Source organism: Paenibacillus sp. FSL R5-0470, from assembly GCF_037975205.1.
Taxonomy (GTDB): Bacteria; Bacillota; Bacilli; order Paenibacillales; family Paenibacillaceae; genus Paenibacillus_AQ.
In genome coordinates this window covers 3,901,693-3,927,493 of the sequence record NZ_CP150238.1, presented here as the reverse complement: position 1 = coordinate 3,927,493, position 25,801 = coordinate 3,901,693, and the positions used below count along the sequence as shown (strand labels likewise).

Here is a 25,801-nt window from a genome sequence, read left to right as displayed (position 1 = left end):
CCTATGAATATAGTTTATAGCATCACAAAAGCCTCTAGCAACCAATGAATTCTCCATATATTTCATTAGAATTGTCCATATGGGTTGATATTTTTATTACCTATAATTGAATAGTCTATCTCAATGTTGGAGGAGAAATTATATGCGGAAGTTATCCATATCAGGGGATCATTTTATATTAGACGAACAACCCATCCGGTTGCTTTCTGGTGCGCTTCATTACTTCCGGATCGTTCCGGAATATTGGCAGGATCGTTTGCTGAAGCTGAAGGCTTGCGGATTAAATACTGTTGAAACCTATATTCCTTGGAATTTACACGAACCAGAGGAGGGGACCTTCAATTTTGATGGATTTGCTGACATCGATGCTTTCGTTAGACTTGCTGGAGAGCTTGGTTTGCACGTGATTTTGCGGCCAAGTCCTTATATTTGTGCGGAATGGGAATTCGGTGGATTGCCAGCTTGGTTACTTGCGGACGATAACATCCAGCTGCGTTGTAATGATAACGTCTATTTATCTAAGTTGGATGCCTATTTCGATGAGTTGCTTCCACGTCTGCGGCCTTTGTTAAGCACTAACGGTGGGCCTGTGCTTGCCCTTCAGGTAGAGAACGAATATGGAAGCTTTGGGAGTGATAAGACTTACCTGCATGATCTAAAAGCAGGAATGATCGCCCGCGGCATGGACGTTCTGCTGTTTACTTCAGATGGAGCTGAAGATCATATGCTTCAAGGCGGTATGATCGACGGAGTGTTCGCCACCGTAAATTTCGGTTCACGGGCAAAGGAAGCCTTTGCTAAATTACGTGAATATCAGCCTACGGGGCCGTTGATGTGCATGGAATTCTGGAATGGATGGTTTGACCACTGGATGAAACCGCATAATACCCGCCCCGAATCCGAAGTAGCGGAGACTTTGGATGAAATGCTGGCTCTAGGAGCCTCTGTTAACTTCTACATGTTTCATGGGGGGACGAATTTTGGATTTATGAATGGGGCAAATTTTTTTGACAAATATGAGCCCATCGTAACCAGCTACGATTATGATACACTGCTGGACGAATCGGGTAAGCCAACTGCAAAATTTTATGAAGCTAGAAAAATTATTGAGAAATACGTAACGTTGCCGCCACTGGAATTACCGCCGTTAATAAAGTCACAAGCTTATGGGAAAGTGTTGATGACAGAAGCAGCACCACTGTTCACTCAGTTAGACGTTTTGTCTCGTCCAGAACGTAGAGCATGTCCCGAGCCAATGGAGAAACTGGGTCAAGATTATGGATTTATCTTGTATTCAACGAAGATCAGTGGACCCCGCAGCAGTACGGAGCTCGTTCTTCAAGAAGTTCGCGATCGTGCGCTTGTATTCGCGAATGGGGCCTTTGTCGGTACAGTTGAACGCTGGGATCCGCGAGGAATTTCATTAGAGGTCCCGATTGAGGGACTGCAAATCGACATTCTTGTGGAGAACATGGGACGCGTAAATTATGGCCCTCTGCTTCGTGATCCGAAGGGCATAACCTGTGGCGTTAGACTCGGCTATCAATTTTTGCATGATTGGACTATTCGTTCTTTGCCTTTAACCAATCTTAAAGGATTATCATTCACATCGATAGATTGCGAAGAACGTCAGCGGCCCACTTTCTACCGGGGGGGCTTTCAAGTCAGTAAGCCTGAGGATACTTTTTTGCGGCTGGACGGATGGAGTAAAGGTCAAGTTTTTATAAACGGCTTTAATCTAGGTCGTTACTGGGAGGAGGGTCCGACAAAAACGCTTTACATACCGGCACCGCTTTTGCGTCAAGGCGGGAACGAACTAATCTTGTTTGAATTACATGGCGTAATGGAGCCAGTGGTTACTTTTGTAGATACACCTGAGCTCACATGATATTTAAATATTTAATGGGTGAGTAATTATCATGATTCTATAGTATGGGTCTGATGATTTTTAATATATAATCAAAACAGCCCAACAATTTATAGGAACTGAAAATGCACGATTAGGGTGGTTTAGAGGAGGATTGCTAATGAGTTATGATTTGATGGCGTTCGAGACGTCTAAAGCACCGCAAGAGAGAGCAGTGTTTATGAAGTGGTATGAGCAGCAAGTGCAGTGGTCGGAAGACCATGCCTATAATGATCCATCAGTTTTATCGGAGGCGCTGCAACGCTTTTATAGTGAGTTGTCCGAGCAATTTCCTAATATGAATGTAGAGGATGAGATTTTTGAGGCGATGGAGGAAGCCGGAACGGATAACCGGTTGACTGACTACTCGCTTGGCACATCCGTCATCTATGCGGCGTTCGCGTATTCCGTAGCTGACGAAGCTTACACGGCGATGCGGGAGTTGGCTATAAAACACAAAGTAGGATTTTTTGATGTAAGCAGCAACGAAGGCGATATTATTTTTCCTTGAAGCAAAATGATTTAGAGTGTAGACAGCTGGTTGCTCTTCTTAAATGTTAATGAAGTTGCAACCAGCATGTTTTCTATCTTCTTTACTCTACTACAGACGGAATAATACAATCCTTAATCAGAGGCCACCGGTCACGAGGCTGAAGTGTGAATTCTGAGGCGATGGCTACGACAAGTTTTTTTTCTGGAATGCAGCAAATGACATTACCACCATCACCTAACGCTGAATAGGTGTAAACCCCGTCTTCTTCGCGTACCCACCACATATAACCGTAATGATTAGGGTTCATCGCTGTTGATTCCTCAATCCATGTCTCCGAAATGATCTGATTATTCTCCCATTTTCCACGGTTCAAATATAATAAACCAAAACGCGCCATATCACGTGGAGACAACGTAAGTCCCCATCCTCCTGTGGTGATACGATTGGGGTCTTCCACCCACCCCTTCACATTTACCCCAAATAAATCATCAAACCCAAATGATTTCATCTCATAATCCGGGATTTCCGTCATGCCGATAGGGCTGAATAATCGATCGTTAGCAAACTCACGGGCACTTTTTCCTGTGGAACGAGTGATGATAGCTGACAGTAAATGCGCCCCTGCGGTGGAATATTTAAAATCACCAACATTCCCTTGGTGGCCAAGGATATCAAGTGTGTATTTGACCCAGTCGGACGATTTACAGAGTTGCTCCAGTGGCTCGTGCCAGTCTTCAAAAGCATAGGGAGCTGTCATGGTGAGCAAATGGCGTATAGTGATTTCTCGTTTTTGTAGATTGGCAGCAGCATCGTCGGGAACATAGTCGGGGAAAAAATCCAGCACCTCCTGATCAACATGCTTGATAAAGCCGGCATCAATGGCAATACCAATGAGGGCGGATAAGATGCTTTTCGTTACAGAAGCCACATGATGCAGATCATTCGGACCATAGCCATTGAAGTATTGTTCATAGGCAATATATCCATTTCTCACCACTACAATTCCGTTTATATTACTATAGTCGGTTTTAATCTTAGCTTCTAGTTGTGAAAGTTGTTCAGTATCCATTCCTAAGGTAGCCGGATCTGAAGTTTGCCAGTCTTTTGTAGGCCAGTTGTTTCTGTGCATATCGATAACTCCTTTAATCAAATTTTGGTGTGAATATGAGTGTGGCTACGATCTTTTCTTAACTGGAAAATACACCTCAGTAACAAGATCCTGAGGATCAGTAGTCTGCGTGGGATCTGTTATATATTTTTCATAGGGTGAGTTCACCATTTCATAACCTTCATTTTCTATCCATTCTGTGAGCTTCGCATAAACCGATGTTAATTCTGAATAAGGGCCCTTATAAACAGACTTCGCACACAGCCCTTCACGTAATTCCCTCGTTCCATTTACGATCTCCTCAATAGGTAGGGCAAACTCTGTATCATTCCCGGCAGGATTATATTCCTCACTGTGATAAATTGTTATTGGCGTGCCCAGCAAGGTCAGCTTTTCAGTGGCAATAGTTTCATACAGTTTGCTAAAATACTTACCATATCCAAGCGCATAATCATCACTGCTCAACATTTGACGTGTAAAAAGAATATGCATTGGTTTGGTTTCAACAATTTGCACTTCTATCTTATTTAGGTAGGACATCATAGATATTCCTTTCTCTAAATTTAGAACATCACTATTAATTTGCTTTAACGTATATTCGTAAGTTCGTAGTTTCTCTTGTAGTTTTCTTTTTTTGAGATTTAGGGCTGTACTAAGCTTCTCTTCAAAATGATCCTGCTCCCATCCCAGAATATCTTTGATTTCTTCTAGTGAGAAATGATAAGATTTCAAACGATTGATAAAGAGCATTTTTGTTAGTTGTTTGATGGAATAATACCTATAACCGTTCTCGGGATTAATCTCATCGGGATGAATTAATCCAATTTCATCATAATACCGCAGCGTTTTGGTTGACACTTCGCATATCTTCGAGAATTCTCCTATGGACAGCAACAATCTCATCTCCATTTCTTCGATATTTAATGATATATAGACTTTGAATTTTCGGTGGTTTGTTCAATTCCACTATGCACCTTCCCCTAAGGGTAAAGTCAATAGCCAGACTTCTTATCTGGAAATAGGTTTAATGTTGTGTCTTTACAAATCGGCTTAGATCATCTAAATATTGATCTTCCACCAATTGTCGTGGAAAGAAAACAGCGGTTAAATAAGTCCTTAAGGGGGATGCGGCATTCTTCTTTGACAGCATAGAGTGGTCAGCGTTGGGAAAATAAGAGACGGAGAGCAAGCTGGCAGGTATTTTTTCACGGTAAATACGTTCGGTTTCCTCAATATCTACATTGATATCTTGACCGCCGAGTACTAAATGGACAGGAGCATTGAAGTAACTAAGTTCTTCGGTGGCATCAGACTGATAGTTTTTGGCGATAAATCCCCAGCGTTCCTTAGAAATCAAGTTCTCGGAATGTGCAATACGCAAGTAATCCTCGTAAGATGCTCGTTCGTTAAGTAATTGTAATACTTGAGCATTATAATGTTCTTTCGCTTGGATCTCATTTTCCGAGAAGCCTTCTTGTTTCATTTCTAATCTTGTATTGTATTTACCTTGAGAAATCCAGTTCACCGCAGGCGATACAAGAATACTGAACGCGAGATCAGGAACTTCTTTTACAATCTTGGGAATCACCCAACCGGCCTGACTTGCTCCCCACAAACCAATAGACTTCTTATCAATCATTGGTAAGTTCTTCGCCCAGTTAATCGCAGATATCGTTTCCTGAGCACGATCTTCCATGCTTTGCTCCAACCAGTTACCAGAGGAACCACCAATACCAGGCTTGTTAAGAGACAAAGAAGCATATCCGGCAGATGCGAATTTCTCCCATAAAGGTTTATATCCGTCATCGTATGTGTCATTTATGGGACCATCACCATGAACAAAAACTATTAGCCCTACGTTTCCAGAATAGTGCTGGGGTAGAATTAAAGTTCCTGTTAGTTTACCCTGAGGGGTTTCGATTTCTATCTTTTGCTCATTCATTGCATATGAATGCTGATTTAATACGAATAAGACTGAAGCTGCCATTAAGCCAATGATCAAGCATGCGGTTAATTTAATATTTTTTTTCATTTATTGAGCTCCTAGGATGTAGTGGTAAACGCCTCGTCATGTAATGCCAATTAGCCTCTTTAAAAAGAAGGTGTCTAATCCCGCTATAGTTTGATTGATCGATAGCAAAGTCCATCTGTTGGTACATATGAATAGCTCGTTTATTATTTTTAGCAACATGTAGCGTTAATTTGTCCACTTCGGAGTGACTGTTTACAGAATCTATTGCCCAACTAAGCAACTGCTTACCGATTCCTTTATTACGGTGGCTAGATCGAACGGCCAAATGATCGACATAACATTCTTTTGCGCGAGGCTGATAATTCAAAAAATGTAACCCAACCATTAACTTACATACATTTAAATATCCAAATTTCTTAAATAATTGTGAAAAGGAACTATGGTGAGGTGATATTAATTTACTTCTGTCTGAGGCTCGGCTGTCCTTCCACTTAATGCTGAGCGTACCGACAACCTCTCCATTTTCTTTAGCTACGATTTGTTGTGATGATGCGGACGGTTGATCATGCTCCCAGAGCCCAAAAAGTAGTTCAGCAATATCATCGTCCTCTAGTGAGGTGAGGGAGTGGAACTTACCGTGGAACGCATCCACTAAAAGATTGCACACTGCTCTATGATCTTGTTCTTGGTAATGAGCGATTGTTATCTTGTTCGGACTTATCATGCTACACCGTCAGGGTCATGCTTAATATTAATTTGGATTTCATAATGAAGCTTGTCATTGTTGAATAGGGATAGATATGATTTTTCCAAAAGGATCAATGGTCCCTGAATTGTATAGTGATGTTGTGTTATATAGTGTTCCAGTTGAGCAATCTCAAGTTCAATATCATGATCATCCGTCACGAAAAATGCTTTATATAAGTAGCTGCCTTTTTCTAGGATGATGTCCGGGAAGTGAGTGCTTTCAAAACATAAGGTTACTTGTTCAGTACCGTATAAATAATGCAGATCTGTTTCAAATAAATGAGTTGGTTGCGGCTTTTTTTCATACAGACTTCGAGCGGTGAGTGACTCATCTTGCTCTATTTCCATCCATTTTTTTAAATGACGAGTATCCAATTGTTTAATGTGATATTTGTCTTCTAGAATGTCGGAGTGCTCGTATTCCTTAAGTACCTTTTGTAAAAACTGTTGCAACAACATTAGCTGGTTTATTTCAGAGTTTATTTTACTTAGAGACTGCTCCAAAAGTTGATGGTAGTCATTTTTGGTGAAGTTATTCATGCTTTTGTTAATCGTACTGACAGGCACGTTCAATTTGCGGAGTAATAGGATCTGGGCCAACTGATAAATCTCATTAATTCCGTACATCCGGTATTGATTGCTATCAGTATAGGCTGGAAATAAAATCTCTTTCTCTTCAAAATATCGGATTTGATGTACGGATACATTCATAAGTTTTGAAAGTTCACCAATCGTAATGTAATGATTCAATGGAGGTTCTCCTAACTATATTGGTATTTGTTGATTTAACTATAAACCTTAGGTCTGACCTAAGGTCAAGCGTGGATCTCAGTTTCGTGTAATCGCTTATCGCGATTCCATTAATTTGTCGAAACATGAAGGAAAACAGAAAATTTTATAGAATTATCTATCGTTATCTATCCTATTTAATCCAAGTGTTGCACGATGCCCCAAGCGTTTGCGCAGCTTAACATCACCATAGAAAAGGGGCCTACGATGCTCAAAAGGACGTTACTTATTTATTTAATTGCTTTCATCTCGTTAGCAACAATCCCACTATCCATTTTTATAGACAATGATCAACATGAGAATTATCTGCAAGTTCAGAAGGGGAGCATGGATCTTTCAACTTGGGATTATGGGCAACAAAAGATCATCAAGTTAGATGGTGAGTGGGAATTTTATTGGAACCAGCTGCTAATGCCTGAGCATTTTAAAGAATCAAGCACAGACAAACCTGCTCCTACAGCATTTCTGGAGGTCCCCTCACGATGGAATGGCAAAGTGGTTGATGGACAACCTTTACCTGCATTCGGTTCTGCTACTTATCGGATGGTGCTGAAAAACTTACCTGTAAACGGTGTATTCGCTTTGAAAAAAACGAATATCCGCTTTTCGAGTGCGATTTATGTGAATGGGCATTTACTCATTAAGGATGGAAACCCCACTATGAGTACTGCCGATTACCAGTCGGGGAATATTCCGCAGATTGGGCTTTTTTCGTCTGAAAAAGGTGATGTAGAGATTATCATTCAAGTTTCTAACTATGAATATGTAAATGCAGGTATTCCGGTATCTCTTACTTTTGGCGAGGAAGCCGCTATGCTGGAGAACCAGCAGAAGAGTACGGCTCGTGAATTTAGTACAGTTGCAATATTGGGAACATTATCACTTATTTTTGTCATCTGCTTTGTAGCGGCTGCTTTATACCGTAAGAAGGATTACTCCTTACTTGTATTTGCTATTATTTGTTTACTGCTTGCGATCTATCATGGCTTGATTGGAGAACGTTCGCTGTTACTGTTTTTCCCAAACCTTTCGTTCATTGTGTTATACAAAGTGAAGGATATTAGCTCCATATCGTGTTTTATTGTTCTGGCTATATTTTTCTACCAAATGCACAAAAGCATAATCTCTTTAAAACTTACGCAAGTCGTAACGATTATACTAGGCAGCTTTATAATATTGGTAGCAATCCTGCCTATTCGTACTTACACGCTTTTCTCTACCTATGTGATCATTGTATATGAATTGATGTTAATTTGGATGTTGTTTAGAGTGGCTATCTTGTATATCAGAAGTCCAGAAGTAAATCGAATCAAATCGTTGCTGCTGTTCTTGGCGATTCTTGCTATCAATCTGTACTCGATAGACATCATTTTGTTTGCTCTTTCGATGAAAGAAAACCTTTGGCTAGGACAGTTTTACATTGTAGCCTTTAATATCATTATGATCGTTCTGATTGTTCTCCGTTTTTTCGAGGCTTATCATACGATAGATGAAATGAAAAACCAACTGATCGGTCTGGACAAAATTAAGGACGAATTTCTCTCCAATACCTCTCATGAGCTGAAGACACCACTAAATGCCATAGTGAACATTACTGCTACACTACTTAATGGGGTTGAAGGTCCAGTTACCGAAAGGCAAGCGCAGAATCTAGCGATCGTAATGGGAAGTGGAAGAAGATTAACTTATATGGTAAACGAATTACTCGATTATTCCAAAATGAAGCATGGAGATATCACCTTATATAAAAGCACCCTAGATCTGAAAGCTGTTGTTGATTCTGTTATCGGTATACATTCGTTTCTGCTCGGAGAAAAGTCGATCTTTCTCGTAAACAATGTTGCTCCAGAGTTTCCACCTGTACATGCAGATGGCAACCGTTTGATTCAGATTTTACACAACTTGGTAGATAATGCGATTAAATTCACGGAGCAGGGTGAAATAAATATTAGTGCCAGATTTACTCATGAATGGGTTGAGGTCCGTGTGGCAGACTCGGGAATCGGAATTGCACCGGATATGCAGAAACGTATTTTTATGGCCTTTGAGCAAGTGGACGAAGCTGAAATTCATAGTCATGGTGGAACAGGTCTCGGACTAAGCATTACCAAGAAGCTGGTTGAGTTACATGGCGGGAACATTAGAGTGGACTCTGTTGCTGGTACAGGATCGGTCTTTATATTTACTCTTCCACGATGGGATCGAACATCTAATCAAGTCACGGGTCCAATCGTGGATAAGACTCTTCCTTATAGAGAAGTTTTCTTTCCGCGCCAGGAGTATCCTATATATATCCAAGGTAAAATCAATGAGCCGATTTTGGTCGTGGACGATGATTTTGCCAACCTGCAATCTATGATCAACTTGTTCAAGCTTGAGGGATATTCCATGGTTGTTGTGAACCGCGGGCAGCTGGCACTTGATGAGTTATCGAAGAATTCAGACTTCTTTCTCGTTGTACTGGACATTACAATGCCGGATATTTCTGGCTATGAGGTTCTGCAAAGGATTAGAGAGAGATTCACACCCTTTGAGCTGCCTGTGTTAATGCTAACGGCGAAGAATAGAGTTAGCGATATGAAAATGTCCATGGATAATGGGGCAAATGATTATGTGGGGAAGCCGTTTGAAGCGGAAGAATTAATGGCACGTGTGAAAAGCCTGACCCGATTGAGAGCTTCTGTGAAGAAAGCTAAAGATGCCGAAATTGCCTTTTTACGTTCTCAGATCAAACCGCATTTCTTGTACAATGCCCTGAATTCAATTGCTGCATTATGTGTGGAAGAACCTGAGCAGGCGGAAGAATTAACGCTGGAGCTGTCACAGTATTTGAGAAGCAGCTTTGACTTCAAACAGTTGGATTCGTTAACTACCTTGGAGGGTGAGCTAGAGCTAGTTAAAGCATATATTAATATTGAAAAAGTGCGCTTTGGTGCTAGATTACAAGTGGAATATGATATAACCGCAAATACGGATAGCCGGATTCCCCCACTTATCCTACAACCATTAGTAGAAAATGCTATAAGACATGGACTGATGTCCAATTTACGGGGAGGAAAGGTAACTATATCTGTGAAAGAGTCGGATCCTTCTGTAGTCAGCTTTGTTGTAGAAGATAATGGACGCGGAATGAGTGAGCACAAGCTGGAGGAAATCATGAAATCAGATGTAGATAAAAGAGGCGTAGGGCTTTGGAATATTAGTCAACGCATCAAACTTCTCTATGGAAAGAACATTCGTATTCAAAGTGTTGAAGGAAAAGGCACACGGGTTTCTTTTGATATCCCCAAACAACACATGAAGCGGATAGGAGGTTGAAGTATGCTGCGAGCCATTATCGTGGATGATGAAGAATTATCAGTAAAGCGCTTAAAAAGGATATTATCTCAGAGTGGAGAGATTGAAGTATACGATACTTTTCTGGATCCGACGGAAGCCTATGAATTTGTGAAGGGGAATTCGATTGATGTAGCTTTTTTGGACATTTCTATGCCTGACACAAATGGAATGAAGCTTTCCACCCTTTTGCATGAACTAGATGAATCGATTAATGTGGTTTTTGTTACAGGGTATGACGAATACGCACTGCAAGCCTTCGAACTGAGTGCTGTGGATTATTTGCTGAAGCCTGTAACTGCACAGCGTTTAACTAAAACTTTGGATAAGATCAAAAAAATGAATAGAGGTGTGACGGTTCAGCCCGTCATAGAAGTTCTCTTATTTAATGGACTAAAGATATACCGCCGTACGCAAGACAGAGAGCCCATCAAGCTAAGGAGCCCAAAAACCGAAGAATTGTTTGCCTTTTTGATTAGTAAAGGGACGGTTAGCCGAGATGAAATTATCGATACCTTATGGAGCGGGCTGGAGCCTGATAAAGCGCTGAAGAATCTGAACTCAACCCTGTACTATATTCGAAAAGCAATCGGAACTAGCTTTATTAAAGCCAGCAGAACCGAAATTAGTATAGAGGAACGCAGTATTTATTGTGATTTGTATGAGTTTAAGCGACAGCTGAAGCAAATTAGGCAGGTCTCGAAAAAAGATTCTGAATGGTTCAATCAAGTAGAAACATTGTATACGGGGTCCTTTCTCAAAGGTAAAGCATACGATTGGGCTAGTGGGAAGACACGCCGACTTGAACAGGATTTTATTGGACTGCTGGAACTAGCTGCTAGATTTCATATGGAGCAGAACGAGCGTCAACAATCGCTGCACTACTTTGAGAGAATCTTGAAATTGGATCCCTTGAGAGAAGATATCCATCAGGAAATCATTCATTTGTATATTGAACTAGGGCGTATGAATGAAGCTTATCGGCGATATGGGCAATTGGAAGAGACCCTTCAACAGGAGCTTGGAACTTCACCTGATCCTAAGCTCAAAGCTCTGATTAAGAAGATGATGAACTAGTATAAAGAAAAAGAGAACCGACGAATCGATTAGAATTCGAAGGTTCTTTTTTTTGTTTATTTTTCGTTTATCATAATTTTGTATAATACTCTCGATTATTGTCGAAATGATGACATGATTTAAGCTAGAGGGGGAAAAAGAGTTTGAAGCCATCATTTATGAAAATAGGCATTAGTATTTCGTTAGCCACTGGAGTTGTGGTGCAAGGTGTGGGGCCGATCCACACTCAAATAGTGAGTGCAAAATCGGACTTTGGTTGGATCGTGAATAGCCCAGCTGTGATACCGTCCATCAATGAAGACGATTCTTCCAACGCAGGCGTTGTTGTTTCCAGTCTTTTGTCAGGAAAGGTAACCGATCCAGCGACAACAGGGATTGCTGTGGTTTCATTTGATAATACAAATGGGGCCTGGCAATATTACAACACATTGGGAAACATCTGGTATAATATCGAGCCAGTGTCTGACACTAAAGCTTTTCTGCTGCTGAAATCGGAGAAAATTCGTTTTGTCCCCGCTAAAGACTGGAACGGAACAGCTTCCATTGACTTTAAGCTATGGGACACTACAGCAACAGGGTATCAAAATTATCAAAAAAATGCGAATACCACAGTTGCAGCTTTCAGCTCAGATCCAGGCACCGCCACAATTACAGTAAATCCAGTGAACGACGCACCTTATCTGACAGAACTGAATGGTGGGGACTATCTTAGTTTTGACGGCAATGGAGATTATGTGACGTTCCCAGATCAACTGTTATACAAGAATTCTTTTACAATTGAAGGTAATTTAAAAGTCAATGGTTTTAATACCTGGATGAGATTCTTCGAATCTTCAATCGCAGAGCAGAACCACAATATTTTTGTGGGCTTTAACGGCAAAAAAATGCATTTCATCGCTTACACCAATAAAGGAGATATTAATGTCACAGACGATTTCCCGATCTCCAAGTGGGTACATGTCTCGATTGTTTATGATCACAGTCAGAAAAAGGGGCGTATTTATTGGGATGGTGTTCTTAAGGCAGAAGGGGCTATGGATTTAAGTACAGTTGGAAATATGGCACGTCCGAACAACTGGCTTGGTAAAAGCACCTGGAGACAGGACGGAGATTACAGCGGTGGGATGAGAGACGTAAGGTTTTGGAGTAAAGCTAAAACCCAGAGCGAAATTGTTCGCGAAATGAACGTCGATTTGAATGGATCAGAGCCTAATCTGGCTTTGAACTATAAATTTTCGAATAGCAATGATGGTATTATCGCTGTCAATACACCGGCTGGTTCAGCTAAGAACGGTTCAATCACCGGTGCTAGCTGGAAGCAGGACACAGGCTTCATGGGAAGTACTACAACGGAAAAAAATAAATCTGTATCACGCTCCTTTAAGGTTATTGATGTGGATGGGGATGACCTAAATGTATCAGCTACATCTTCTAATACTTCCCTAATTCCGAATAATGGACTGAAAGTAAGTGGAAGTGGGGATGTGCGGACGTTAGAAATAACACCAGCGAAGAATGCCTACGGAAACAGTGTGATTACTGTTACTGTAAATGATGGCACTATAAGTAGTTTATACACCTTCAATGTGCAGGTAAACGATGTGGGAGATGTCCTCGTAACTGGAGTGACTTTGAATAAAACATCACTTAGTTTAACAGAGGGAGAAGCAGGAGATACACTAAATGCTGTAATAGAACCTGCTAATGCCACGAACAAAACCGTGATCTGGAGCTCCAGTGATGCAACTGTGGCGACAGTTGTGAATGGAGTGGTCACCCCAGTTGGCGTTGGAGCGGCAACGATAACAGCAACAACAACAGACGGAAGTTATACTGCGACATCGACCGTAACTGTGAGTGCTCCAATTGTGAACGTAACCGGAGTGAAGCTTGATCAGGAGACGCTCGACTTAACTGCTGGTGAAGCAGATGCCTTACTAAAGGCGACAATAGAACCTGCAAATGCGACAGATACAGATGTGATCTGGAGCTCCAGCGATGAAACTGTTGCATCAGTCGTGGATGGAGTGGTTACACCAGTTGGTGAGGGTATAGCAATTATTACTGTAACGACTAAGGATGGAAGTTTTAAGGCTTCAACAACTGTGAATGTGGCAGCACCTAAGCCACCAATTGTTATAGTAACCGGAGTAACCTTAGACCAGCCAACACTTGATTTAACAGTTGGAGAAGGTGATAAAACGCTACAAGCGACAGTCGCACCTGCCGATGCAACCAATAAGGGGGTAATCTGGAGCTCCAGTGATGAAACAGTAGCTAAGGTTGTTTACGGAGTAGTAACCCCGGTTGGTGTTGGAACAGCCACCATTACGGTTACGACTAAAGATGGAAGTTTTACTGCTTCAACAACAGTGAATGTAAGTGAACCAATTCCACCAGTTGTGAATGTAACTGGGGTGAGGCTAGATCAGGAGACGCTCGATTTAACAGCTGGTGAAACTGTGGGAATACTAAAAGCGACAATAGAGCCTGCAAATGCAACAGATCTAGACCTGATCTGGAGCTCCAGCGATGAGACTGTAGCCAAGGTTGTGAATGGAGAAGTAACTCCAATTGGTGAGGGAACAGCCATCATTACAGTTACAACGAAAGATGGAAGTTATAAAGCTTCAACAACCGTTACTGTGAAGGCTCCTGCTAAGCCAATTACAGCACCGGGTATTCCAACATCCGTAACTGCAACTGCAGAAAATGGTCAAGCGATCATCACCTTTACACCGCCGGTAAACGATGGTGGAAGTGAAATCACAGGATATATTGTAACGGCTCATCCGGGAGGGCTGACGGTTACGGGTAATGGAAGTCCGCTTACAATCAGTGGTCTTACGAATGGTACAAGCTACACCTTCACGGTACAGGCCATCAATAAGGCTGGCTTTAGCGAATCATCTGCTGAATCCAATACAGTCATCCCGAGCGCTCCATCCAGTGTTGATGTTCCTTCTCAACCAACTCCATCAGCAACGCCGGCACCTGTGGCAAATGATGCTTCCATTTTAATCAATGGTAAAGCGGAAACCGTGGGAACTGCGACGAATGGTAAACGGAATGATCAAACGCTAACCACCATTGCTTTAGACCAGAAGAAGCTGGAAGACAAGCTCGCCGCTGAAGGTAAAGGTGCGGTGGTTTCTATCACTGCCACTAGTAAATCTGATGTTATCGTTGGCGAACTAAACGGACAAATGGTTAAAAATATGCAGGGAAATCAAGCTGTACTTGAAATCAGAACGGGAAATGCGACATTTACACTGCCTGCTGGGCAGATTGATATTGAGGCCTTATCCGCGCAGATTGGTAAGTCTGTAGCTTTACAAGATATTAAAATTCAGATTGAAATCAGCGCACCAACTGCCGATCAAGTTAAGGCATTAGGAGCTGCTGCACAAAACGGATCATTTTCATTAGTCGGCGCACCAGTAAACTTTACTGCTAGAGGCATGTACGGAGATAAGAGTATTGAACTTTCTCAATTCAATACGTATGTGAAACGTACTATTGCTATTCCGGAGGGGATGGACCCGAAGAAGATTACAACCGGTGTGTATATTGATGCTGATGGCTCAGTGCATCATGTACCTACTAAAGTGATAGTCATTGAAGGCAAATATTTTGCTACAATCAACAGCCTTAGTGGCGGCACTTACTCTGTAATCTGGCATCCACTTGAATTCAGTGATGTTGCTAATCACTGGGCAAAAGATGCAGTGAATGATATGGGTTCCCGTTTAGTTATCGAAGGGACTGGCAATGGTCAATTTACACCTGATCAAGCGATTACCCGCGCAGAGTTTGCGGCGATTGTCGTTCGCGGTCTCGGACTAGGATTGAGTCAAACAGCAACAACATTTTCGGATGTTAAAACTACGGATTGGTATAACAGTGCGATCAATACTGCATATGCATATCAATTAATCAATGGTTTTGAAGATGGCATGTTCCGCCCTGATGACCAAGTTACCCGTGAACAAGCGATGTTGATTATCGCCAAAGCGATGAAAATTACAGCGCTAAAGGCTAACCTTCCTAATCAATCCGCTGAAGGATTCTTGAACCCATATACCGATGCCGGCAAAGCATCTGACTGGGCGATTAGCGCAATTGCTGACTGCTTGCAGGCAGGCGTAATCATGGGACGAAGCAGCAATGTACTTGCTCCCAAGGATGATATGACCAGAGCTGAGGTTGCAGCGATCGTTAAGCGGCTTCTTCAAAAGTCTGATTTAATTTAAAAATTGGCTCACAATATACATTGAAAAGAAAGAGTATTCATTCGATAACCTTCGAATGAATACTCTTTTCTTTTGGCTATATTAAATTCTAATGTTGATATTTGACTGTTAATCATACATTTTTTGGCTTTATATCTGGGGCATTTTTTAATGGCTTCTGAAGTGCGTCCACAATGGCTGCGATGATACTTGTTGCTAAAAGAGCCATTAGACATAATGATGTAGGACCCGCTGGATCATCACTATCTGTAACTTTAGCAAGCACCCTTAAGCTTACTAGTCCTAACAAAATGAGGAAAATGACTGCAAAAGCACATTTCTTTATAATCTTCAAAGAGTTAAGGGATAATTCAGAGAAAGCATTGTTCTTTTCGATGTTGTTTAATAGTTTATATGCTTGGTAAAGCGCAACAGAAAACGCAATACAGAATCCGTAAGCACATACTAAAAAGGGAATCAGGAAGTAAGCCGTATCTGGATGTACTCGTGCATCTCTTACCGCTATCTCAGGCAACCAGATACACAAAGCAAGCACTGCAATTCCAACCAGAAAAATAATTACTTTTAAGAAAGTGGTTGAACCTCGTTTAACATTCATTTAAAACACCTCACTTATTTAATGACTTCATGATTTTAGCATTTAATTTATTGATTTACAATAAATTTGTATTGTTTTTTGTGTTTGTTATTTTACGAGAAATGGTTATCGTCTTTAAAAGACGACAACATCATTTCTTCTTGTTAGCAGGAGAAAGGCTTCACTATCCAGAAAAAATAAGCTAAATCATTTCTTCATCAATTGAAAAGAGGCGAAATCTAATGGAACTACGGCAAAGTATTAATGAAGTTTTTCAGTCGGCACAACATGGCGATGCTGCACGGCTAACAGAAATTTTAGAATTCCATCCGGCTCTTGCAAATACGGAAAATAACGAGGGCCTTACACCTTTGGGATATGCAGCACATTTCGGTAAAGAAGCAGCGGTGCAGGTATTGATAGACCATGGTGCTGAGGTTGATGCAGTATCCCATTCCAAGATTAATTTCATTCCTTCTAATACTGCACTTCATGCTGCAATTGCTGGGGAGCGGAATATGGGTGTTATCCAACTGCTATTGAACAAGGGTGCTCAGACACATATTTTTGATAGCGATGGGCACACTGCCTTGCATTCTGCAGCTTTTCATTCGGATAATGTGGAGCTGATACGCTTGTTAATCGAACACGGAGCTGACATCCATGCTAAAATTGAAGGTGGTGAATCAGTATTTGCTATAGCTATCCAACAAGGAAACCACAACGTAAAAGAATTTCTTATTGAAAAAGGAGCAATTTAGAATGCAAATCACATTAAACCGTAAAGACAATTCAACAGTAGCTTTGATTTCCAGCGAAGGTATTGTAATTAATAATGTAAATGATGCACTCGATCTAATGGCAAACGTGAGATATCAAGAATGCGATAAAATGATTCTAAGAAAAGAGCAAATCACAGATGATTTTTTTGAGTTAAAGACGGGGCTTGCCGGAGAGATTCTTCAAAAGTATACAAACTATCAGATGCGAGTTGCTATTGTGGGAGAATTTACTGGCTATAATAGTAAAAGTCTGAATGATTTTATTTACGAATGTAATCAGGGGAATAAAATATTGTTCAAGAGTACAGAAGACGAAGCATTGGCAGCACTTCATCAAAGTTAAATATGAACTTAAAACAGAGAGGGGACTTACCATGGACGCTAAAATCACGTATGAATCGATCGATGACTATATTTCAAAGTTTCCATCTGAGATTCAGGAAATCCTTAGTACAATAAGAAAAGTAATAAAAGAAGCGGCACCTGAAGCGATTGAAAAGATTAGCTATCAGATGCCTACTTTTACACTGCACGGAAATCTAGTGCATTTTGCGGCTTTCAAAAACCATATTGGATTTTATCCAACGCCTAATGGTATTGACGCTTTCAAAGAAGAATTATCAGTCTATAAAGGAGCAAAAGGATCCATTCAATTCCCTCTTAATCAGCCGATGCCCTATGAATTAATTAGTAAGATCGTGAAATTTAGAGTGGCTGAGAATATCAAAAAAGCTGAAGATAAGCGTAAGTAATTGGTGTGTAAGAAAACATTGTCCACTGGCACATCTGAAGCTTTCGATCTACTCTGGTTTCAGGTGTGCGATTCTTACGTGTTATCATGTACCCGATACTGAACGACGCACAAACGACAGGATAATATCCTGTGAGTAGTCTCCGAAACCACTTCCGAATAGATTAAGTCCTCGTCTATTGAGGGCATCCTCGCGAATCTCAAATCGTACTCGAATGGGCTCATTAAATGCCAGCTTCAGTGAGCTAATTGTAGTAGGGGAAGAAGCAGTTCCATTTATTTTGCTACCCTGTTCTGAGATACTCCACTCTGTCAGCATTCCATATTCTGTACCACCCTTCCATCGGTCGGGTGTTAATTTTCCTTTCCGGTTACCGAAATCTGATGGACAAGTCCAAGTGCCGACATGCAGGTCATTTATAGTTAATGTGATGTCACTTGCCCAATCTTCTCGAAATGCAGGTGCTTCAGAACAAACCTCAGCCGAAATCCGAATCTCATCAAGCTCGACACCAGGGGGTAGTGGATTGGCAAAATAGTATTCGACATAGCCAGAGTCAGCGAACCATAAGAGAGATGCATCAACTCGTTCCGGCATGTAGAATACCCGTGGATCATCCTGAGAACCGATGACTCCGCCGTCTTTACCAGTCATACCACAAGAGGGTTGAATAGAACAGTGGGAGAACATCCCAATGGGCATATGTATTTCTTCCGTTTGATGCAGACCATCGCCTAGCTTCGAAGGAAGATCGAGTTGGATGGATCGGCAGGTGACCGCACATATTTTCTCGCGATTTGCACCCTGTGTAGATGAGATTAAGTTAACTTGCTCAAGGGTCTGTACATTGATTGAAATTGTTGGTTGAGCTACGCCAAGTGTCTCGGCCAATTGACTGACACTCATGGGCTTGTCACCAAGGGCTTCAAGAATGCGGACTCTGACATCTCCAGAAAGTGCTTTAGCAACATCTAAGATGCGTGATGCGGGGTATCGTATCGTTTCTTGCGAAATATCATTCATTGGTTGTATTCCTTTTCGTTAGGATAGGTTGAGGATATTGTACACTGAAGATTATATATTGTAAAATTATAATATACATTGCGAATTTTATATACTGGTGCTAAAATGAGCTCAACTTCTTATTTTGAAAGGCTGTGCTCATATCATGACAACTTCCGTACTGAATGTTGAGAGTCTTCCGCTTCCTCGTCCCGAACATCCGCATCCACATTGGCAGCGCAACGAATGGATGAATTTGAATGGGGAATGGTCATTTAGCTTTGATCCGAGCAATGAAGGAATTAGCGAACATTGGTATTCCAATTCCGAAATCGCTTACAGTTCGATGATTACTGTTCCTTTTTCTTGGGTAAGTCCATTATCAGGTATTGGCAGTGATCATAAAGGGATAGGATGGTATCGGCGGACTTTGAAATGGCAGACTACCGACTCACAGACACGACTATTTTTGCGATTCGGGGCAGTAGATTATTCATGTGACGTTTGGATTAACGGAGTACATGTTGGTTCACACCAAGGTGGATATGATTCATTTGAGTTCGAAGTTACTCAGTACTGGGTTGAAGATTTAGACAATACAATTGTCGTTAGAGTAGAGGACTTCGATCATGATTACCAAGCACGTGGCAAACAAGGTTATGGAGAAATTCGCGGAATCTGGCAGCCCGTATGGCTAGAATCTCGGCCTCAGACTTATATGAAAGATGCTAAGTTTGTGACCACTATTGATGGGCAAGTGAAAGTGACCACAAGAATCTTTGCACAAGAAAATGGATCGGCAGATTTCACGCTGAAATTCGCAGAGAATTCTATATTGCATACTGAGAAAATAGATCTTATCGCAGGGCAGAATGAATTTAAGCTCTCTATTCATATAACAGATCCAAAATTGTGGAGTCCAGATACACCTTATTTGTACGAAGGCGAACTACAACTTAGCGGATCTTTTGGCACAGACACAGTCAGTACCTATTTCGGAGTTCGAGAAATCGAAACTGTGCGTTTTGATGAGCGTGGTTATCGCTGGATTACCCTCAATGGTAAGCCGATTTATTTAAACGGTACCCTTGACCAGTCTTATCACAAAACGGGCTATTTCACTTATCCGTCTGATGAAGATATGCGGGATGAAATCTATCTAATGAAACGTCTGGGACTGAACTTTGTGCGTATTCATATCAAGCCAGAAGAACCACGCAAACTATATTGGGCGGATAAACTGGGTATTTTGGTGATGGAAGACATGCCTTGCTTTTGGGGGAATCCCGATGAAAAAGCACGTAACGCGTATGAACGTGAAGCACTTGGGATTATTGAACGAGACTATAATCATCCATCGATTTTCTCTTGGGTAATGTTTAACGAGACATGGGGTTTGAAGACGAACGCTCAGGACACTAGTCTGACGAGTGATTTACAGCAGCAGACTAGTTATCTCAAAGAAACACAGGAATGGGTTCGGGAACAATATCGCTGGGCAAAACGACTAGATCCATCTAGAATCGTTGAAGATAACTCACCTTGTAACTATGATCATGTGGAATCTGATATCAATACTTGGCATTTCTACATTAATGGTTATGATCAGCTTAGAGCTCATTTGAATGAGGTTGTAGACAAAACTTTTCCTGGTTCAGACTTTAACTGTATCGGAGGTAATGTACAATCTGATGCCCCGCTGATGAACAGTGAATGTGGAAACGTATGGGGTATCGAAGGCGGGGCAGGGGATAGTGATTTAGCATGGCATTACCGCTATATGATGAATGAATTCCGGAGGCATGATAAGCTATGTGGTTTCGTATTTACCGAATTTCGCGATGTTACGAACGAGTTCAATGGTTATTATCGGTTAGACGGCAGCGATAAAGATTTTGGTTATGATGCCTTTGTTCCCGGGATGACGATTTCTGATCTGCATTCTCCGGACTTCATCGTGATCGATGCACCGCCATGCCAGACAGTAAACGCAAAGGATGAAGTTAAAGTTCCGCTTCTTCGTTCCAGCTTCTCAGATAAATATCATGGACAGCATTTACAGGTGAAGTGGGAGCTTTGGTACGACAATTTGGGAACACGAGTTGTTACACAAAGTGAGCATATGTCAGTGAAGTGGGACGGATATGGAGTGTCAGATTTATCTCCTCTTTATGTCCTTATGCCTGATCAGGACGCAGTTGCAGTGCTGGCAGTTTCCTTGATAAATAATAGGGAAGAGGTAATCACACGCAACTTCATTACGTTTGATGTAAGAAGCGGTAATCAGGGTATAAGGTTTGAAGGGGATGGAGATTGTATTAGTATCCCTGTTGCTGCGTATAAAGAACACAACTTTGAACAACAATGGGAAGCTATTCAATGCGCAAAAATCAATGGGGCTGGGCAAGGCCGTTATGCATATGATGTAACTCTTCCAGATGGTATGGAGAAAAAGATGATTGGCGAGATCGAAATCATGTTCGAAGCCAGCGCAAAGCGAGTATTGGCTCGAAATGTTGAAGGCGCAAAGCAAAATGAAATGGGACTTGATCTCATGCATGGTGCAGATGCTAGGGTGGAGTATAATCCGAATACGTATTATATGACCGACGAAGAACGTCATCCTTCACGTGTGAATGTTCTGATAGAAGGTCAACGGATTGGCTCCTTCTATTTGCCAGATGATCCGGCCGACAGCCGAGGTGTATTATCTTGGCATTATCAGCCATTAGCGAATAAGTTGGATGAGGCGGGCTCTTACGGCTATATGTGTAAAGTAAGTGTACCGGGGCAGTTAGCAGCTAAACTAGATCGCAATCGTACTTTCCGTTTGGAGCTTCAAGCAGAGGGTGGAGGCTTAGCCTTATATGGTCGCAATGCGGGTCGATACCCAATAGATTTATTGATTCGTTATCGATAACATACATGGGTAAAGTTGGATCATTCAATTTTAAAAAGCAATCCAAGCCATAAGGCAAGGATTGCTTTTTTTGTGTTGAGCTTACCAGAGAATGGATTAAAGCTCTTTATCATTAATGCTGTTCAGCCAACCTTCAATATCCCCAATAACGGAGCTAATGCAGCCATCTTCAAATGGTGAAGTCAGACCCGCTAGTTCAACCAGTTTAATAAAGGACTTGCTTCCACCAGCTTGGCATAGCTCCAAATAATCGCTCCAAGCAGATTTGAAATCTTCGTTCGAACGTTTCCAGAATTGGAAGGCACATAGCTGTGCTAGTGTGTAGTCAATGTAGTAGAACGGTGAGGCAAAGATGTGGCCTTGTTTATGCCAGAAGCCCCCTTGTTCCAGATAAGTGTTACCTTCATAATTACGATGTGGTAAGTATTTCTTCTCGATGTCTCTCCAAGCTTGCTTGCGTTCAGTAGGAGTTGCTTCAGGGTTGCTATAAACAAAGTGTTGGAATTCATCGACAGATACCCCGTAAGGAATAAACTGAAGGCTGTCAGATAAGTGATTAAAGCGGTATTTATCTGCATCTTCTTCAAAGAACAAATTCATCCAAGGCCAAGCGAAAAATTCCATACTCATGGAATGAATCTCACATGCTTCATAGGTTGGAAAGGCATATTCTGGCACATTAATATTGCGGCTTTCATAAACCTGGAACGCATGACCCACTTCGTGAGTTAAGACATCAATATCCCCAGAGGTTCCGTTGAAATTTGAGAAAATAAAAGGGGCTTGGTATTGGCTGAAATAGGTGCAATATCCGCCGCCTTGTTTTCCTTTTTTGCTTACTAAATCCACCAGATTATTGTCCAGCATGAAGGTGAAAAATTCATCCGTTTCAGGGGAGAGCTCTTTGTACATCTTCTTACCGTTAGCTACAATCCAGTTTGGATCTCCTTTAGGGGTAGCGTTCCCGGTCTTAAAGCTAAAGTTCTCGTCGTAATATTTCAATTCATCTAGACCCAGTCGTTCAGTTTGACGCTTCTTTAATTGCTGGGAGACAGGTACGATATATTCAAAAACTTGTTTGCGGAAATTAGCAACCATATCAGCATTATAGTCGGTACGCATCATACGGTCATAACCTAGCTGAACAAAGTTGCTGTACCCAAGCTTTTTAGCTATGCGGTCACGGACCTTGACGAGCTCGTCATAGATGCGGTCAAATTCAGCCTCATGTTCGGACATAAAACCAAATCGAGCTTCAGAAGCGCTTTTACGCATATCACGGTCTGTAGACAATTCGAAAGGTGCGAGTTGAGGCAGTGTACGCTCTTCACCTTCAAAAAGAATCTTGGCAGATGCGATAAGCTGGGAGTATTCAGTTGATAGTTTGTTCTCCAATTGTAAATCTTCAATGATTTCCGGACTAAACGTCCGTAGCGATACTTCAGCAAGCTGGAGTAACTGTGCACCCCATTCCTTTTCAAACTCGGCTCTATATTTGGAATGTACGAGTGCTTTGTAGTAGTCAGTTATGTATTCCTGAACGACAGGCCCGATTTCGTCCATGAATTCTTGTTCGGCTTTGTAAAATTCATCTGTCGTGTTGATAGAATGACGAACGCTAACCAATGTCTGCATCGTGTCAAACTCATTGCGAAGCTTGTTAATGGCAGTGACGGAAGCTTTTTGCACCTCTAGTGGTGATGTGTCGTTGAGATCTTTCAGCAGGGCGTTAAAGTCTTGCTTGAATTTCTCTACATCCGGTCGCTCATAGCGGTAATCATCAAATTTCATAAAAAAATCAACTTCCTTTCTATACCAGATAGTCTCTATTATATAATCTGAACAGCCATTTACGATAGACCTGTGTAAGCTTTTTATGGTCGAAAAAAGAACAAATGTACAAAAGTGTAAAAACTTGTTAAGCGGAATGTGGTTTGATATTATCTATGAATATAGTAGATCTTATCATGAGAAAATGGTCCATCCAGTTACGTGAGAGCAGATGAAGATGCATTGGGAAGAAGTACTGAACACAATTAATGAGCGCACTCGTACAACTTAACGAAGCGAAAATAGGAGGCTCGATATAGATGAAACCCCGAATTACAGTAATAACACTAGGCGTGGATGATTTGGAGAGAGCTTTGGTTTTTTACAGGGATGGATTAGGATTCCCGACCGAAGGGATCATTGGCAAAGAATTTGAACATGGAGCGGTTGCCTTTTTTGATTTGCAGGCAGGCTTGAAGCTGGCACTTTGGAATCGGAAAGATATGGCCTATGAGGCAAAGGTTCCATTATCCCCAGCCAGTTCAACAGAAATAACGATTGGCCACAATGTAGGAAGTAAAAAGGAAGCAGATCAGGTTATGAAGCTAGCTCAAAAGGCTGGTGCGAAGATCGTTGACCCTTTACATGATACCTTTTGGGGAGGGTATTCCGGTCACTTTATGGACCCCGATGGGCATTTGTGGGAAGTCGCATGGAATCCCGACTGGGAGCTCGAGAATTAAAGGAGTCCATTCAGAGCTTTGTTACTTAGCCTCTCTTAAACCGTATTCTCAGAATACGGTTTATCTCTGTTTCTATACGAATCTTAGAATTTTTTCGCTTTACACTCTGAACCCTTCCTCCCTCTTTTTTCAACTGCTTCAGTACAAATGTCGACAAACTTAATATATCATGATATATTATTATGTATAAAGATGAAAAAATTAGAGTCAGGAGATAACGAAAGTTATGAATGAGACAACGTCATCCAAACCGATGTATGAAAAAATATTTGATGAAGTGAAGCAGCTTATTGTAAATAAATCCTATGGACAAGGGGAGCGAGTTCCTTCAGAAAAAGAACTGGCCGAAACTTATAATGTAAGTCGGATTACGAGTAAAAAAGCTCTGGAAATGCTAGCCGCCGAGCATTTGATTGTGAGAAAACCGGGAAGAGGTTCGTTTGTGGCTGATCCGGCAGTTGACTACATAGATTCAGTTATGTCTCCTGAGACGACCTCCGACGGGACTGTTTTTAATGCCTTTAACCATGAGGAAAAGACGATTGGTCTGATTATTACCGACTTTGGCAACAGTTATGGAACAGGCTTGATTTATGGGATGGAACAGGCTTCCCGTGATAATGATTGTTTCCTCGTTCTACGAAGAACATTTGGCGTACCAGAGAACGAAGAACAGTCTATTCAGAAGTTGCTTAGCTTGGGTGTAGATGGTCTGATTGTTTTTCCGGCTCAAGGCGAATTTTTTAATGCGGAGATTCTAAAATTGGTGATCGGGCGTTTCCCTTTAGTTCTGGTAGATCGCCATCTGAAAGGAGTAGCGGCTGCTTCGATCGGCACGGATAACATAAAGGCTGCACTTAAAGGGACGGAGTACTTATTTGATCTCGGGCATACTCATATCTCTTTCCTCTCTCCACCTCCAGCGGATACGACCGCTCTTGAGGAGCGGGTGGAGGGGTTTATACAAGCACATGCGGAGCGGGGGATAGCTGTAGATAAGGGGTTGTGGGTTAGTGATTTAACCTCAACATTACCAAATTCCTTTAATGATGAGAATATTGAACACGATATCTCACGGCTAGTTTCTCATTTACAAGAGAATCCAACAATAACGGCGCTTTTTGCCGTGGAATATAATATTGCCCTGCTGGCTAGAACTGCGGTTGAACGACTTGGGTTGCGGATTCCAGAGGATATTTCGATCATTTGCTTTGATAGTCCACCTACTCCACTCGGATCGGGTTATGCGTTCACTCATTTGCGGCAGAATGAAGAAGAAATGGGGCGACTGGCAGTTGAGAATGTCCTGCAAATTATGAACGGCCAGACTGTATCGAATAAGATAATGCTGGAAGCTGAGTTGGTTTCTGGTGAATCTACGGGTTCTGCTAAACCATCTAATTCTAATTAATTTTATGCGATTATCCATAAATTAGTTGTTATAAAAACCTATCTCTTTGGATGGGTTTTTTTGTTTGTTTTAGATAGATGTTTAACATTATAGAAGTATTGATATATCATTATCAATAAATAAACATATTGACATACTAACCACATGACAATATACTAATTTG

The 25,801-nt window shown here is 41.5% G+C and carries 19 protein-coding genes; 11 read left to right on the top strand and 8 right to left on the bottom strand.

Annotated elements, in window-relative coordinates:
- Nucleotides 1-142: 142 nt before the first annotated feature.
- Both MKY99_RS17235 and MKY99_RS17230 read left to right on the top strand, forming a co-directional pair.
- A complete protein-coding gene (locus MKY99_RS17235; RefSeq protein WP_339265243.1) occupies nt 143-1,888 on the top strand; it encodes a beta-galactosidase family protein in 1,746 nt (581 codons plus the stop codon).
- A 139-nt stretch (nt 1,889-2,027) separates the two neighbouring features.
- On the top strand, nt 2,028-2,417 hold the full coding sequence (locus MKY99_RS17230; RefSeq protein ID WP_339265241.1) for a hypothetical protein: 390 nt from the start codon (nt 2,028-2,030) through the stop codon (nt 2,415-2,417).
- A gap of 82 nt (nt 2,418-2,499) precedes the next feature.
- Here the strand turns inward: MKY99_RS17230 and MKY99_RS17225 are convergent, their stop codons facing one another.
- The 5 genes from MKY99_RS17225 to MKY99_RS17205 form a co-directional block, all read right to left on the bottom strand.
- Entirely contained in the window at nt 2,500-3,528 is a 1,029-nt protein-coding gene (locus tag MKY99_RS17225; RefSeq protein WP_339265239.1) for a serine hydrolase, read from the bottom strand.
- 45 nt (nt 3,529-3,573) lie between these two features.
- The gene (locus MKY99_RS17220) at nt 3,574-4,401 is read right to left on the bottom strand and encodes a MerR family transcriptional regulator (RefSeq protein ID WP_339271692.1); all 828 of its coding nucleotides are present in this window, start codon (nt 4,399-4,401) and stop codon (nt 3,574-3,576) included.
- A gap of 130 nt (nt 4,402-4,531) precedes the next feature.
- The gene (locus tag MKY99_RS17215) at nt 4,532-5,539 is read right to left on the bottom strand and encodes a CocE/NonD family hydrolase (protein ID WP_339265237.1); all 1,008 of its coding nucleotides are present in this window, start codon (nt 5,537-5,539) and stop codon (nt 4,532-4,534) included.
- Entirely contained in the window at nt 5,523-6,203 is a 681-nt protein-coding gene (locus tag MKY99_RS17210; RefSeq protein ID WP_339265235.1) for an N-acetyltransferase, read from the bottom strand. The genes MKY99_RS17215 and MKY99_RS17210 overlap by 17 nt, the downstream gene beginning before the upstream one ends.
- A complete protein-coding gene (locus MKY99_RS17205; protein WP_339265233.1) occupies nt 6,200-6,976 on the bottom strand; it encodes a MerR family transcriptional regulator in 777 nt (258 codons plus the stop codon). The genes MKY99_RS17210 and MKY99_RS17205 overlap by 4 nt, the downstream gene beginning before the upstream one ends.
- 246 nt (nt 6,977-7,222) lie before the next feature.
- On the opposite strand from MKY99_RS17205, the gene MKY99_RS17200 reads away from it, so the two are divergent.
- The 3 genes from MKY99_RS17200 (at nt 7,223) to MKY99_RS17190 (ending at nt 15,681) form a co-directional block, all read left to right on the top strand.
- Nucleotides 7,223-10,333 carry an ATP-binding protein gene (locus MKY99_RS17200; protein ID WP_339265231.1) on the top strand — a complete coding sequence of 1,037 codons (3,111 nt, stop codon included), beginning with the start codon at nt 7,223-7,225 and terminating at the stop codon, nt 10,331-10,333.
- 3 nt (nt 10,334-10,336) lie between these two features.
- Nucleotides 10,337-11,428, top strand: coding sequence for a response regulator (locus MKY99_RS17195; RefSeq protein ID WP_149647163.1), 1,092 nt, complete (start codon nt 10,337-10,339; stop codon nt 11,426-11,428).
- 143 nt (nt 11,429-11,571) lie between these two features.
- Complete coding sequence (locus MKY99_RS17190; RefSeq protein WP_339265229.1) at nt 11,572-15,681, top strand: S-layer homology domain-containing protein; 4,110 nt, start codon at nt 11,572-11,574, stop codon at nt 15,679-15,681.
- A gap of 112 nt (nt 15,682-15,793) precedes the next feature.
- On the opposite strand, the gene MKY99_RS17185 is transcribed toward MKY99_RS17190, so the two are convergent.
- Entirely contained in the window at nt 15,794-16,279 is a 486-nt protein-coding gene (locus tag MKY99_RS17185; protein WP_339265228.1) for a DUF2975 domain-containing protein, read from the bottom strand.
- A gap of 221 nt (nt 16,280-16,500) precedes the next feature.
- Between MKY99_RS17185 and MKY99_RS17180 the strand changes: the two genes are divergently transcribed.
- From MKY99_RS17180 to MKY99_RS17170, 3 genes are read left to right on the top strand one after another with little or no spacing between them, the layout of a single operon-like run.
- Nucleotides 16,501-17,019, top strand: a complete 519-nt coding sequence (locus MKY99_RS17180; RefSeq protein WP_339265227.1) for an ankyrin repeat domain-containing protein — start codon at nt 16,501-16,503, stop codon at nt 17,017-17,019.
- Nucleotide 17,020: 1 nt separating this feature from the next.
- The gene (locus MKY99_RS17175; RefSeq protein WP_076283444.1) at nt 17,021-17,383 is read left to right on the top strand and encodes a DUF4180 domain-containing protein; all 363 of its coding nucleotides are present in this window, start codon (nt 17,021-17,023) and stop codon (nt 17,381-17,383) included.
- Nucleotides 17,384-17,414: 31 nt separating this feature from the next.
- Nucleotides 17,415-17,792 carry a DUF1801 domain-containing protein gene (locus MKY99_RS17170; RefSeq protein ID WP_339265224.1) on the top strand — a complete coding sequence of 126 codons (378 nt, stop codon included), beginning with the start codon at nt 17,415-17,417 and terminating at the stop codon, nt 17,790-17,792.
- Nucleotides 17,793-17,876: 84 nt separating this feature from the next.
- On the opposite strand, the gene MKY99_RS17165 is transcribed toward MKY99_RS17170, so the two are convergent.
- The gene (locus MKY99_RS17165; RefSeq protein WP_339265222.1) at nt 17,877-18,815 is read right to left on the bottom strand and encodes a helix-turn-helix domain-containing protein; all 939 of its coding nucleotides are present in this window, start codon (nt 18,813-18,815) and stop codon (nt 17,877-17,879) included.
- A gap of 145 nt (nt 18,816-18,960) precedes the next feature.
- Here MKY99_RS17165 and MKY99_RS17160 point away from each other — a divergent pair, with 145 nt between their 5' ends.
- Entirely contained in the window at nt 18,961-21,714 is a 2,754-nt protein-coding gene (locus MKY99_RS17160; protein WP_339265220.1) for a sugar-binding domain-containing protein, read from the top strand.
- A gap of 96 nt (nt 21,715-21,810) precedes the next feature.
- On the opposite strand, the gene MKY99_RS17155 is transcribed toward MKY99_RS17160, so the two are convergent.
- Nucleotides 21,811-23,505 carry a M3 family oligoendopeptidase gene (locus MKY99_RS17155; protein WP_339265217.1) on the bottom strand — a complete coding sequence of 565 codons (1,695 nt, stop codon included), beginning with the start codon at nt 23,503-23,505 and terminating at the stop codon, nt 21,811-21,813.
- A 299-nt stretch (nt 23,506-23,804) separates the two neighbouring features.
- On the opposite strand from MKY99_RS17155, the gene MKY99_RS17150 reads away from it, so the two are divergent.
- Both MKY99_RS17150 and MKY99_RS17145 read left to right on the top strand, forming a co-directional pair.
- The gene (locus MKY99_RS17150; protein ID WP_339265215.1) at nt 23,805-24,227 is read left to right on the top strand and encodes a VOC family protein; all 423 of its coding nucleotides are present in this window, start codon (nt 23,805-23,807) and stop codon (nt 24,225-24,227) included.
- 226 nt (nt 24,228-24,453) lie between these two features.
- Nucleotides 24,454-25,638 (top strand): GntR family transcriptional regulator, encoded by a 1,185-nt coding sequence (locus MKY99_RS17145; protein ID WP_339265213.1) that lies wholly within the window; start codon nt 24,454-24,456, stop codon nt 25,636-25,638.
- The last annotated feature ends 163 nt before the right edge of the window (nt 25,639-25,801 follow it).

Excerpts from the sequence above, each read along its gene's own strand:
- MKY99_RS17235 (WP_339265243.1), top strand. The coding sequence starts at position 143 with ATGCGGAAGTTATCCATATCAGGGGATCATTTTATATTAGACGAACAA.
- MKY99_RS17230 (WP_339265241.1), top strand. The coding sequence starts at position 2,028 with ATGAGTTATGATTTGATGGCGTTCGAGACGTCTAAAGCACCGCAAGAG.
- MKY99_RS17225 (WP_339265239.1), bottom strand. The coding sequence starts at position 3,528 with ATGCACAGAAACAACTGGCCTACAAAAGACTGGCAAACTTCAGATCCG.
- MKY99_RS17215 (WP_339265237.1), bottom strand. The coding sequence starts at position 5,539 with ATGAAAAAAAATATTAAATTAACCGCATGCTTGATCATTGGCTTAATG.
- MKY99_RS17210 (WP_339265235.1), bottom strand. The coding sequence starts at position 6,203 with ATGATAAGTCCGAACAAGATAACAATCGCTCATTACCAAGAACAAGAT.
- MKY99_RS17200 (WP_339265231.1), top strand. The coding sequence starts at position 7,223 with ATGCTCAAAAGGACGTTACTTATTTATTTAATTGCTTTCATCTCGTTA.
- MKY99_RS17195 (WP_149647163.1), top strand. The coding sequence starts at position 10,337 with ATGCTGCGAGCCATTATCGTGGATGATGAAGAATTATCAGTAAAGCGC.
- MKY99_RS17185 (WP_339265228.1), bottom strand. The coding sequence starts at position 16,279 with ATGAATGTTAAACGAGGTTCAACCACTTTCTTAAAAGTAATTATTTTT.
- MKY99_RS17180 (WP_339265227.1), top strand. The coding sequence starts at position 16,501 with ATGGAACTACGGCAAAGTATTAATGAAGTTTTTCAGTCGGCACAACAT.
- MKY99_RS17175 (WP_076283444.1), top strand. The coding sequence starts at position 17,021 with ATGCAAATCACATTAAACCGTAAAGACAATTCAACAGTAGCTTTGATT.
- MKY99_RS17170 (WP_339265224.1), top strand. The coding sequence starts at position 17,415 with ATGGACGCTAAAATCACGTATGAATCGATCGATGACTATATTTCAAAG.
- MKY99_RS17165 (WP_339265222.1), bottom strand. The coding sequence starts at position 18,815 with ATGAATGATATTTCGCAAGAAACGATACGATACCCCGCATCACGCATC.
- MKY99_RS17160 (WP_339265220.1), top strand. The coding sequence starts at position 18,961 with ATGACAACTTCCGTACTGAATGTTGAGAGTCTTCCGCTTCCTCGTCCC.
- MKY99_RS17155 (WP_339265217.1), bottom strand. The coding sequence starts at position 23,505 with ATGAAATTTGATGATTACCGCTATGAGCGACCGGATGTAGAGAAATTC.
- MKY99_RS17150 (WP_339265215.1), top strand. The coding sequence starts at position 23,805 with ATGAAACCCCGAATTACAGTAATAACACTAGGCGTGGATGATTTGGAG.
- MKY99_RS17145 (WP_339265213.1), top strand. The coding sequence starts at position 24,454 with ATGAATGAGACAACGTCATCCAAACCGATGTATGAAAAAATATTTGAT.